Raw genomic sequence first — 11809 nt, 5'->3', positions numbered from 1 at the left:
CGGTGGTTCAGCCGATCCGGAAGTGATGATAGAAATGAACATGACGCCGCTGATTGACGTCATGCTGGTATTGATCATCATGTTGATTATTACCATTCCTATTCAGAATCATGCAGTGAATCTGAATATGCCGACAGGCACGCCGCCTCCACCATTGAAAGAACCAGTCGTTGTAAACATCGACGTGGACTTTGATGGTACGGTGTCTTGGAATGGTTTGGCAGTCGATCATCCTCAATTGGAAGCCAAGCTGGCTGAATCTGCAGCGATGCCTGCAGGTGACCAGCCTGAGATCCATCTGCGTCCGGTCGCTGTTGTGCCTTACAAGTCTGTGGCTGCGGTCATGGCGGCGGCACAGCGTCTGGGCGTGACCAAGATCGGTATGGTCGGGAATGAGCAGTTCCTGAAGTGATAAATAAGCACTTCATGGCATTTTCGACGTATCAATGCTGAGTTATTAAGGTATGATAGAAAATTGGCAGGGTTACCCCTGCCATTTTTCATATTCGCGGGTTGGGCTTTGCGTATTTCTAAGCTGCAATCCCAAGGTTTATTAAATTTATTGATTGAGAGATCAACATATGAAGCAACTTCGCTTGTCTCGTATTGCTGTATTGTTTGCAGCTATTGGCTTTGCAGCCGCTCCAGAATTAACAAATATCGCAGCAAATCAAGCTTATGCTCAAGAATCCTTGCGTCCTGAAATTGCCAAAATTGTGCACGGGGCCGGTGAATTGTACAAAGCGAAGAAATTCAGGGAAGCGCTGTCCAAGATTCATGAAGCCGATAGCGTAGGCGGCAAGACAGTCAATGAAAATTTCACGATAGAGCGCATGCGCCTGTCTATCGCCTCTGCTGCTGGTGATAATGACACCGTGATCCGTTCAGCAGAAACCATCGTTTCTGCAAACAAGTTGGGCGGTAAAGAGCAGTTGCAAATGATACAGGTGCTGGCGAATGGTTATTTCAAAGCTGGTAACTATGGCAAAGCTGCACAATGGTATAACCGTTACTATGCTGACGGTGGTACAGATCCTTCGTTGCGTCCTTACCTCACACAAGCCATGTTGCAGAGTGGTGACAGTGCAAAGGCGATGAAGGAAATCAATGCTGAGCTGGCAGCAGATGAAAAATCAGGTCGCACACCAAGTCTGACCAATCTGGAATACCAGTCCAATGACGCATTGAAGCGTAAAGATATGGCTACTTATTCCAGTGCGCTGGAAAAAATGGTGGCTTTCCACGGCAAAAAAGAATACTGGGTTAACCTGCTCAATAACATTGAGAGAAAACCTGGCTATTCCGAGCGTTTCAAACTGGATTTGATGCGTCTGAAACTGGCTCTGGGTCAAATTACCAAGACTGCCGACTATATGGACATGTCATTGTTCGCTATTCAGGCAGGTTACCCGGCCGAAGCGATTAAGGTCATTGATGCTGGCTATAAGGCCGGTGTGCTGGGTGAAGGCAAGGACGCTGACCGTCACAAACGCTTGCGCGATATGGCAAACAAGACTCAAGCCGAGACTACCAAAGGCCTTGCAGCTAGCGAAACTGAAGCCAAGGCAGCCAAGGATGGTAATGCTCTGGTCAATATCGGTTATGGTTACGTAACTGCTGGCAACTTCGACAAAGGTATCAGCATGATCGAAGAGGGCATCGCCAAAGGTGGCCTCAAGCAGGAAGATGATGCCAAATTACATTTGGGTATCGCTCAACTGCAGGCAGGCAAGAAAGCCAATGCAATCAAAACACTGAAAACAGTAAAGGGGACAGATGGCTCAGGCGATCTGGCACGTTACTGGGTGATTTACGCGAATCAGTCCGGCAAATAATGCATGGCCTGATGTAAAAACAAAGGCGCCTCCGGGCGCCTTTGTTTTTGTACTTATTTTTATCGTTTGAGTGTCAACTGGCGACTTGATTGCGCCCGTTGTCTTTGGCGCGATACAAGGCTGCATCAGCACAACTGATGAGATCATTGCTATCTTGGTCTGTGCTTAAAGTTGCCACTCCAAATGAGCCTGTGATATGCGGCAGCGGTTTTTGGCGATCGACAAATACCTTGGTTTTCGCCAGACGGCTGCACAGTCTTTGCGCTACACCCATGGCAGATTTGTGACTTGCACCAGGCAGTATGACCATCATTTCTTCACCGCCATAACGCGCTGCAAAGTCACTGGGGCGCAAACCTGCATTCAATACTTTTGCTGCGGTTTGCAGGGCATCGTCACCCAGCAAATGCCCATGCTCATCATTAAAGCGCTTGAAGTGATCCAGGTCGACCATGATGATGCTCAGGGCTGCGCCGGTAGCGTGGGCATGCTGCACCATGCCAGGCAATTGTGCGTTCAGCCAGGCGCGATTATGCAAGCCTGTCAGGCCATCCACCATCGATAGCTGGCGATAAAACTCGCCCACTTTTTGGCGACTGCGGATTTGTGCATTGGCTGCACGTATGCGGAAAGATAAAAGCTGCAAGAGGTTGCGGGCCACGCCATTTGATTCGTCTACCAGACGCCACAAGGTTTCTGCCTCTATCAACAATAATTCGCTTTCGCTGATGGCGGAGATGGTGGCGGAATGAATTTCTTCATCAAGAACCGAGATTTCGCCCACGCATTCACCTGGCAGGTACTGCGTGATGGTATTTTCCAGCTGATTGCTTTCTTCGGTCACACGACTAACACCCAAAGCACCTTTCAGGACGATAAACAGTTTCGCCCCGGAGCTGTTGGCGTCCAGAACAACCTGTCCGGTATATGCTTTCACCACCAAGCAGTCCTTGATGATATCGGCAATGAGTTTTCTATTGTCCTCAGTAATGTCGCGGAAAAGATGGATATCATCGATACGATAATCCGTTTCCCTGAAAAGCATGAGTCGTTCCAAAATCGTTTTATCCAGATACATGAGGCAAAAATAAGAATGTCAAAGTACGATCTGATCCATGGCATCGAAACGCATTTCAGTTTCGCGGAAAATGCTCAGGTAGTCAGCTTCACCAAGCCCTAGCGTATCCCAAGCTGCCTGCGACAGCAAGGGCAGCATATCGTTTTCATCATGTGCCAGGTCAAGTGCGTGCACAATTGCATTTGCTACATGTACGACCGAGGCAAGTACGTTCAGGTTTTCCAGTTCGGGATGATGATGGCCGCGTATGGCATCACACACAGCTTCAGAAAAATTCCAGTGCGTTGCCAGTGCCAGACCCGCATCGACATGGTCGACATGCAGGATGCTGCGTTCAGCCTCGATTAAAAGACAGTCAGCATTGTGCTGATAACGCAAGACCTGATCATAATTTGCAGGATAAGAGGTCACCAGTACCAGTTTGCCTATGTCATGCAACAAGCCCGCAGTGAAAGCAAAATCATGCTTCATATGCAGCGCGCGTGAAATCAGTTCGGCACAGATTGCCGTTGCAACACTGTGGCGCCAGAATGCCTTGAAATCAAATGCAGGACAATTCGCCGTAGGAAATTTGTTTGACAAGGCCGTCATGCGTATCAGGTTTTTCACATTCTTGACACCCAGCATGGCGGTTGCCTGCTGCAAGGTCACGACCCTGGAATTGTTGCCGTAATAGGAAGAATTGGCCAGCCTTAACAGTTTCGCTGTAACTGACTGATCCAGTGCGATTTTTTCCGTCACCATATCCAGGCTGCTTTCTTCATCGTCAAGATTCTGCAGCATTTCCATGGCAACTTCGGGCAAGGTAGGCAGGTCCTTGATTTTTTTGACGATGTCTTCCAGTTGCAGCTTGAATTCGTTGGTATCAGTCATTTTGCTTCACCCTGGCGGTAATGAATGACATAGGATTTCAAGATGCTGGCAGGTTCAGCATCACCCACCTGGCGAAAAATTTTTTCTATACGACTTAATTTTGTCGCGAGATCTTCAATTTCCTCTTGTTCGGTACCAGCTTCACCTTCGACCGACAACTGGTGTATATCATGCTGTGCAATAGCTGTTAGCATGCGCTCAGTCAAGGTGGTGCCGGCTGGCAGTAATACATGGCCAACCTTATCGAGCAAATCATCGGCCAACACTGTTCCCGGAGTGACCTTGGAAAGTGGCATATAGTGGTAATGTCTGTTCATGGTGCTGGCCTCGCAGAATGAGCGTGCTGGGTCAATAATTGCATAAAACTTCAGTGTAATTAAAAATTACTTAAAGGAAAGTTGATTTTTATTAAGAGAGGCAAATCAGATATGCTTGGTGATGAATATGACAGAATATCAATTGATATTGAATATACTACACCTGTTGCAGCGTCTAGTTTGATTCTGTAATTTACTTCAATTTACTATGCAATATTGTAATATTTACACGTGTTTCCCTATTCATCTTTATTCAGACAGGATTCATCATTAAACAAATCATTCAACGCCGCCCACGTCTCTTGCTCACTTTGGGCTTGGGTAGCCTGGCGGCGATTTTGCTGCCTGGGTCAGTATCTTTGGTTACCCGCGCCCTTTTTGGCTGGAATGTGGCTGTATGGACCTATCTTTTGTTGATGGCCTGGCTGATGATGGGGGCAGACAAGCATGCGGTACGCAAGATGGCGCAGCAGGAAGATGAAAGTGCTGTGGCCGTATTGGTATTGATGTCATTGGCAGCAACGCTCAGCCTGCTGGCCATCATCCACGAATTATCTGGCATGGCAGGTGCCAGCAGAGAGGAAAGAGCGATCAAATACTTGTTTGCCGTCAGTACGGTGTTGGGTTCGTGGCTGTTGCTGGGCGTGATTTTTTGTTTTCACTATGCCTTGCAGTTTTATAGCGCACCGCCAGATAAGCCAGCCTTGCGTTTTCCGGAAGAGGAGTGCATACCAGATTTTTGGGATTTCCTGTATTTCTCATTCACCATCGCCGTTGCTGCGCAAACCTCTGACGTGACGGTGATGAACAGGCAGACACGCAAGACTGTGCTTGCGCAATCAATACTCAGTTTTTTCTTTAACGTGGCAGTCGTTGGTTTTTCTATCAATATTGCTGCCAGTCTGGTGGGAAGCTAGACAAACGAAGAAGCAGTCATGCGTAATCGCAGCTGCTTCTTTTTACATGTCCTAACGCCAATGATGATCGTGGTGGCGTTCACGTCTTTCTTCACGCCATTCACGCTCATAGCGTCTTTCCTGATACCAGCCGTGACGGTCACGCCATGGGCGGCCATAGTTTTGCTCTACATACACATGTTCCACATAAGGTCTGGGAGAGCTTAACACGACAGGCACGCCGCCTATGCGCATGTCCACGTTGACGCCATAGGGCAAGCTGCTACCACTTTGCCAGGTACCACCATTTGCCCAGTACCAGTTGCGCTGCGCTGGCGCGTAATACACCTGCTGGGACGGGTAATACACGTAGTTGTAGCTGCGTACCACCTGGTGTACTGGTGGTGCCGGGTGCCAACGGTAGTCCCTGACATATACATCATGGGCAAACACGGTATTTGCACTGGCAGCGCAAATCAACAGTATGGATAACAGGCCTTTGATGAGTTGACTAGCTTTCATGGCATCTCTTCCTTCGTTTTGATGTTCATATAACGCAGCCCAGAACAATAAGGCTGACATGGATTTGTATATAGCCAAGTAAAACTGCAAGCAGATGTTACAGCGACCGGGCGCATCCATATCGGGCGCTTATGGCGCGCATTGAAATTTTCATACTACAGCGCAAGCTTTTCATGATAAAAAGCTTGCACACTTATCCCATATTGAATGCCATGTTACTCACCTACATCTGGACAGGTTTTTTTCTGATCGGTTTTATTGCTGCCCTGGCGCAATGGTTGATCTTGGGAGATGTAGAGGTATTCAAGCGCATCATGGACGGGACTTTTGAATCAGCTCGCCTGGGTGTCATGGACATAGCCTTGCCGCTGGCGGGTGTCATGACATTGTGGCTGGGCATCATGAATATAGGCGAAAAAGCCGGGGCGATTGATTTTATCGCCAAAATCATTGGCCCCTTTTTTGCCAGGATATTTCCTGGTGTGCCGCAAACCCATCCTGCCAACGGCCACATGGTCATGAATTTTTCAGCAAACCTGCTGGGCCTGGACAATGCTGCCACGCCCTTTGGCCTGAAAGCGATGGAAAGCCTGCAGAGCCTGAACCCCAGCAAGGACGAAGCCAGTGATGCACAAATCATGTTCCTGGTCTTGCATACTTCCGGTCTGACACTGATTCCCCTTGCCATCATGGCGCAGCGCGCAGTGCTGGGAGCAAAAGACCCTTCGGATATTTTCATCCCCTGCATGATCGCCACTTATGTGGCTACAGTGGTGGGCCTGGTTGCAGTTGCCATCAGGCAGCGTATTAATTTGTTTGACCGGGTGATTATGGGGTGGCTGGGTGGTTTGACGAGTTTTATCGTTGCCCTGGTCTGGTATATGAGTCAGCACATGAGTCGTACCGACATTGAAGTGTTTTCCAAAATCAGCGCCAATCTCTTGCTGTTCACCATTATCATCAGCTTCATGCTGGGCGCCATGCGCAAGAAAGTGAATGTGTATGAAGCCTTTATTGAAGGTGCCAAAGGCGGCATACAGACTTCGCTGACCATCATCCCATATCTGGTGGGCATGCTGGTCGCCATCGGTGTCTTGCGCAATTCCGGCATCCTCGGGTTTATTGTTTCCGGCTTTACCTGGTTGTTCACGCAGATGGGTTTGAATACGGATTTTACCGCTGCTTTGCCGACAGCCCTGATGAAGCCGCTCAGCAGTTCAGGCTCACGGGCGCTGATGGTGGATGCCATGAAGACATATGGCGTGGATTCATTCATTGGCCGCCTGACCTGCATTTTCCAGGGCTCTGCTGACACGACTTTCTATATCGTGGCCCTGTATTTTGGTTCAGTCGGCATACGCAAGACCCGTTATGCCATATCCATGGGCTTGCTGGCTGATTTTGCTGGAGTGGTTGCAGCGATTTTTGTTGCTTACCTGTTCTTTCATTAAACATCGCCACATGCAGGTGTTTGCATGTGGCGGATTGCAAGTTTTTACTGAGGAACAAAATCCAGTCTCAACACAGGGTAAACCTGATAGCGCCTGTCCCAGGATGAATGGCGCTGCGCAAAGAACTCCAGACGGGCAGAAGCGCTCTTGGCAAACTCGGCATCTTCGGCAATACGCTTGTCGAATAGTGCTTTCAATTGTGGATCAACGGCTAACTGCTCACGTGCGACATCTTCAGCCACATAGGCTTCCATGTATTCCTTGCGTTCAAATGCGCCGTTGAACCAGCCCCAATTGACCAGTGCATCTGGTGCCTGCGGTTCAAGCATGCCAGCGACGAGGCGTGCTTTTGCCTGTGCAATGGGAATGAATAAAGCACCTTTACGCAAGCTTTGTATCTGGTTTTGCCATAGCCCTTGCAGCTTCAAAGTTTGCCGACCTTCAAAGGACTGCGCTTGCAAGCTGGCCTTGCTGGTAGCGAATTGCTCAGCAGAGACGGCGTTCAAGTCGGTATTGATAATGCGGAACTCTATGCCGTGCTGCTGCAACTTTTCTGCCACTGCTTTGCTGTAGGCGACAGGTACGATATAACCGCCTTTAGGTAAATTGATTTGTGCGTCCGGCACGATCTCGTCGCGCAGCTTCACTTTCCATACTTGTGGTTTGCTTTCGTCATAGCGCGTCATCAATGCGCCAGAAATATCAGACATCGTGCGTGTGTAGGCATAACCGCGGAAGTCTATATCCCTGGTTTTTTCTGTCGTCTTATAAGTAACAGGCAAACTTTGACCAGTCAACTGTGCTGCACGCTTATCCGCCGCCTTGGTAATTAACAGCCATTGCCCGCCATTTGCCGCCACTTGCTCCAGCACTGATATCACAGTGTTGTGGGTAATGCGCACGCGGGTAGGGTAGTCTTTCCATGAATGGGTTTCCACCAGCATGCCAAAACGGTTGCGCAGTACAGGATAACCACTGGAAAAACGTGGCGGAGGCACACTGTCCATAAAACCTGACATGGGATCATCTTCACGCATGAATGACATATAGAAAGGCAAGGGCAATGAACCCTGCCTGGCCAGGTCTGCGATGACATTGTCGCGCAAGGCTTTACCTGCTTCACGCAAGGCTGCATCGCCTGAGTTGACGGGCTCTACCTGTATCGAAATGTCGTGTTCAAATTTGGCACCATCGGTCACATGCAAATCAATCACTGCCAGCGGGTCCCAGGTGTTGATCAGCTTGAGCATGGCCTGCATTTCAGGCGCATCTGCCTTCACGTAATCGCGGTTCAGGTTGAAATTTTGTGCTGTGGTGCGCCAGCCCATTTCTTCCGGGCCACGCTGATTCGGGCGGTTCCATGCACCAAAGCGTTCATGGCCGTCTATATTGAAGACCGGGACAAATAACAGCACTTGCTTGTCCAGCACATGTGGTGCGACTTTACTGTCCAATATCTCGCGCAGAGCGAGAAAACCCGCATCCTTGCCATCTATTTCACCAGCATGTATGCCGCCTTGTATCAGGGTGACCGGCAAAGCTTGCTTTGTCACCTGTGCTGGCGTGAATGCGCCGCTGCGTGTGACCAGCAAGGCCAGCATGGGGCGGTTTTCTGGTGTGCGGCCAAATTCCAGACAACGCACTTCTTTGGGATAGTTTTTCTGAAAAGCCTGGCATAGCTTTTCCACTTCTTCATAACGCCCGGTCTTTTTGAAACCGCTTTGTTCAGCGATTGTCGTCAGTGGAGTGGCTGCCTGGACGTTGGTCAGAAACAGGCTGCTGCCTGCAATCAAGCTACTGATAATGCTGAGTTTAAAAATTGAGTTTGCTGGTTTCATACGAAGGTCAAAATTTGATATGTTGAAATTGAAAACCTAGGCTGCAGCAACCTTATGCTGCCACCATCTTGCCTTGTCCTTGAGCTGGCCTTCATCTACGGTCTGGAGTTTTCGATCAGCCATCAAACAACGACCATTTACCCACACGTGGCTGACCTGTTCACGCCCGGATGCATAGACAATCTGCGATACCGGATCAAACAGCGGCAGGGTTTCAATAGCAGACAGGTCAATCGCAATCACGTCAGCAAGCTTACCTGCTACCAGGCTACCAATTTGTTTGTCCATGCCCAGGGCTTTGGCACCGGCCAGCGTTGCCATTTCCAGCGCGTTACCCGCATTCAAGGCAGTCGGATTGCTTGATACTGCTTTTGCCAGCAATGCTGCCATACGCAAGTCACCGAGTAAATCCAGCTTGTTATTGCTGGCTGCACCATCGGTGCCTATGCCCACATTGACGCCAGCAGTTTGCATGGCATGGATGGGGGCAAAGCCGGAAGCCAGCTTCAGATTACTGGCTGGATTATGGGCAATATGTACGCCTTGTTGTGCCAGCAGTTTGATTTCATCTTCATTCGCATGCACCATGTGTGCCGCAATCAGTCGTGAAGACAGCAACCCCAGATTATACAAGCGCTGCAAAGGGCGCATACCATGATCCCTGATACTGTCATTCACTTCATCCATGGTTTCATGGATGTGGCAATGTATGCCCATGTCATGCTTGTCTGCCAGAGCCACTATCTTTTTGAAAGTCGCATCTGCCACCGTATATGGTGCATGCGGGGCCAGGCGGAATGAGACTCCGCTTTGCCCCTTGAATGCCTGATGCGATGCCATCGCTTTTTCCAGGTAAGCATCAGCATCTGCTGCATAGCCGGTAGGAAATTCCAGCACACTGCAACCGACCACGGTGCGCATGCCTGTGTGCAGGCCCGCACGTGCCACATCATCATTATAGAAATACATATCATTGATGGTCGTGGTACCACCGCGCAGCATTTCTGCCATGGCATATACACTGCCATCGAAAACGAATTCTTCTGAAACATGTTTTTTCTCGGCAGGCCAGATATGATTATGCAACCAGTCCATCAGGCTCAGGTCATCCGCCAGACCACGCAGCAGTGTCATGGCAGAATGGCCGTGCAGGTTGACCATGCCGGGCATGACGGCATGTTCTGGCAGATCTACATGCTGCGCATCTGGGTGCTGCTGACGTGCATCGGCACTGCTGAGTATGGCCAGGATTTTTTCATCTTGCATGACCAGGGCATGCCCACTCAGGATGGTAGCGCGTGGTTCTATGGGGATCAGGTATTTGGGATGTAAGCAGGTTTTCATTTTATTTGGCTCCACAATTGATAAGACATTATAACCAGTGTCATTAAATGTGGAGTTGACAAGCACGATCAGGCAAAGCAGCCATGTGACAGACCTTAATTGAAAGTGCCATAATAGGGCTTGGCATCAGAAATCAGGAGCAGATATGGATTACTTATTCCCCCCAATACAGCAAGCAGCCGTACCCATAGCTGGTGGTACTGCCTATTTCCCGGTACACAGGATTTACTGCGTGGGACGTAATTACGTCGAACACGCAAAAGAAATGGGTTGGACAGGCCGGGAGCCACCGTTTTTCTTCATGAAGCCAGCCGATGCCGTTTTGCCCGTAAAGCAGGGTACAGTTGGTGAAATGCCTTACCCACCCATGACAGTCAATCTGCATCATGAAGTTGAGCTGGTTGTCGCCATAGGCAAGGGCGGCAAGAGTATCCGTACTGAAGACGCACTTAGCCACATCTGGGGATATGCAGTCGGACTGGATATGACGCGCCGTGACTTGCAGGCCGAAGCCAAGGATCAGGGCAGGCCATGGTGTACTTCCAAAGGTTTTGATTTTTCTGCACCGATAGGGCAGATCCACCGGGCAGACACAGTGCAAGGCATGGAGCAAGCCAGCATACACCTGGATGTAAATGGGCAGGTCCGGCAAAATAGTGATACTGGCAAATTGATCTGGAATCTGGCTGAAATCATCGCCTGCCTGTCTGAGCTCTACACTCTGCAACCCGGTGACCTGATTTTTACCGGAACACCAGAGGGCGTGGCTGCGGTACAGCGGGGTGATTTGCTGGAAGCTTCGATCACGGGTCTGAGTGATTTGAAAATCAAATTGGTGTGAGCACTGTCATGAAACTATATGGTTATTTTCGTAGCTCGGCCTCCTACCGCGTCAGGATTGCCCTGAATCTTAAAGGACTGGATTATGAGCAGGTCGCCATTCATCTGGTCAAAAACGGTGGAGAGCAACTGACACCCGCTTACCGGGCGTTGAATCCTGATGGACTGGTACCCGCCTTGCAAGATGAGCTGGATGGTGAAACGATCACACTGACACAGTCGATGGCAATTATTGAATATCTGGATGAAGTTTATCCAGACATAGCGATGCTACCATCCAAGCCTCTGGAGCGTGCTTATGTACGCTCGCTGGCGCTATCCATAGCCTGCGAAATTCATCCGGTCAATAATTTGCGGGTATTGAAATACCTGTCAGGAACTCTGAAAATCAGTGATGAACAAAAGAACGCCTGGTACCGGCACTGGTGTGAGGTTGGCCTGGCTGTGCTGGAGCAAAAATTGGCTACAGATACCCGTACCGGACGTTTTTGTTTTGGTGATACGCCAGGATTTGCAGACTGCTTCTTGATACCACAGATTGCCAATGCCCAGCGTTTTAACTGCGATATGAGCAGCATGCCCACGATCATGCGCATACACCAGGCTTGCAGCGAGCATCCTGCTTTTATCAAGGCTGCGCCAGCAAATCAGCCTGATGCGGAATAACAGAACTGCCCATATCCATGGGCAGTTCTGCATCAGTGTTTATTTTTTAAACGCAAAAAAAGGGCCAGATAACTGGCCCTAATCCTTCACCCGCTTGCATAAGCAATTTTTTAATATGCAGTTTTAATAAGCAGTCTTAATAAATAATC

Annotated in this window: 12 protein-coding genes; 6 read left to right on the top strand and 6 right to left on the bottom strand. The window is 49.4% G+C overall.

The window, feature by feature from the left end; translation table 11 throughout:
* Together ACO0LD_RS29715 and ACO0LD_RS29710 are read left to right on the top strand one after the other, a co-directional pair.
* Nucleotides 1–412 (top strand): ExbD/TolR family protein (locus tag ACO0LD_RS29715; RefSeq protein ID WP_423012769.1); only part of this gene is annotated, 412 nt, incomplete at its 5' end.
* A gap of 169 nt (nucleotides 413–581) precedes the next feature.
* Nucleotides 582–1835 (top strand): tetratricopeptide repeat protein, encoded by a 1254-nt coding sequence (locus ACO0LD_RS29710; protein WP_423012767.1) that lies wholly within the window; start codon nucleotides 582–584, stop codon nucleotides 1833–1835.
* Nucleotides 1836–1908: 73 nt separating this feature from the next.
* On the opposite strand, the gene ACO0LD_RS29705 is transcribed toward ACO0LD_RS29710, so the two are convergent.
* The 3 genes from ACO0LD_RS29705 to ACO0LD_RS29695 are packed head-to-tail and all read right to left on the bottom strand — an operon-like array spanning nucleotide 1909 to nucleotide 4103.
* The gene (locus tag ACO0LD_RS29705; protein ID WP_423012765.1) at nucleotides 1909–2880 is read right to left on the bottom strand and encodes a diguanylate cyclase; all 972 of its coding nucleotides are present in this window, start codon (nucleotides 2878–2880) and stop codon (nucleotides 1909–1911) included.
* Nucleotides 2881–2931: 51 nt separating this feature from the next.
* On the bottom strand, nucleotides 2932–3786 hold the full coding sequence (locus ACO0LD_RS29700) for an HDOD domain-containing protein (RefSeq protein WP_423012763.1): 855 nt from the start codon (nucleotides 3784–3786) through the stop codon (nucleotides 2932–2934).
* Entirely contained in the window at nucleotides 3783–4103 is a 321-nt protein-coding gene (locus tag ACO0LD_RS29695; protein WP_423012761.1) for a hypothetical protein, read from the bottom strand. The genes ACO0LD_RS29700 and ACO0LD_RS29695 overlap by 4 nt, the downstream gene beginning before the upstream one ends.
* Before the next feature lie 302 nt (nucleotides 4104–4405).
* Here ACO0LD_RS29695 and ACO0LD_RS29690 point away from each other — a divergent pair, with 302 nt between their 5' ends.
* A complete protein-coding gene (locus ACO0LD_RS29690) occupies nucleotides 4406–5020 on the top strand; it encodes a DUF1345 domain-containing protein (protein ID WP_423012759.1) in 615 nt (204 codons plus the stop codon).
* A gap of 51 nt (nucleotides 5021–5071) precedes the next feature.
* On the opposite strand, the gene ACO0LD_RS29685 is transcribed toward ACO0LD_RS29690, so the two are convergent.
* Complete coding sequence (locus tag ACO0LD_RS29685; protein WP_423012757.1) at nucleotides 5072–5521, bottom strand: hypothetical protein; 450 nt, start codon at nucleotides 5519–5521, stop codon at nucleotides 5072–5074.
* A 212-nt stretch (nucleotides 5522–5733) separates the two neighbouring features.
* Between ACO0LD_RS29685 and ACO0LD_RS29680 the strand changes: the two genes are divergently transcribed.
* Nucleotides 5734–6972 (top strand): nucleoside recognition domain-containing protein, encoded by a 1239-nt coding sequence (locus ACO0LD_RS29680; protein ID WP_423012771.1) that lies wholly within the window; start codon nucleotides 5734–5736, stop codon nucleotides 6970–6972.
* Between the two features lie 44 nt (nucleotides 6973–7016).
* On the opposite strand, the gene ACO0LD_RS29675 is transcribed toward ACO0LD_RS29680, so the two are convergent.
* Entirely contained in the window at nucleotides 7017–8810 is a 1794-nt protein-coding gene (locus tag ACO0LD_RS29675) for a M14 family metallopeptidase (RefSeq protein ID WP_423012755.1), read from the bottom strand.
* 36 nt (nucleotides 8811–8846) lie between these two features.
* On the bottom strand, nucleotides 8847–10154 hold the full coding sequence (locus ACO0LD_RS29670; protein ID WP_423012753.1) for a TRZ/ATZ family hydrolase: 1308 nt from the start codon (nucleotides 10152–10154) through the stop codon (nucleotides 8847–8849).
* A gap of 145 nt (nucleotides 10155–10299) precedes the next feature.
* On the opposite strand from ACO0LD_RS29670, the gene ACO0LD_RS29665 reads away from it, so the two are divergent.
* Nucleotides 10300–10995 carry a fumarylacetoacetate hydrolase family protein gene (locus tag ACO0LD_RS29665; protein WP_423012751.1) on the top strand — a complete coding sequence of 232 codons (696 nt, stop codon included), beginning with the start codon at nucleotides 10300–10302 and terminating at the stop codon, nucleotides 10993–10995.
* An 8-nt stretch (nucleotides 10996–11003) separates the two neighbouring features.
* A complete protein-coding gene (gene maiA / locus ACO0LD_RS29660) occupies nucleotides 11004–11660 on the top strand; it encodes a maleylacetoacetate isomerase (RefSeq protein WP_423012749.1) in 657 nt (218 codons plus the stop codon).
* Nucleotides 11661–11809: the final 149 nt, after the last annotated feature.

The organism is Undibacterium sp. Ji83W, assembly GCF_049340385.1.
Taxonomy (GTDB): Bacteria; Pseudomonadota; Gammaproteobacteria; order Burkholderiales; family Burkholderiaceae_D; genus Undibacterium.
This window is presented reverse-complemented; position numbering and strand designations above follow the sequence as displayed.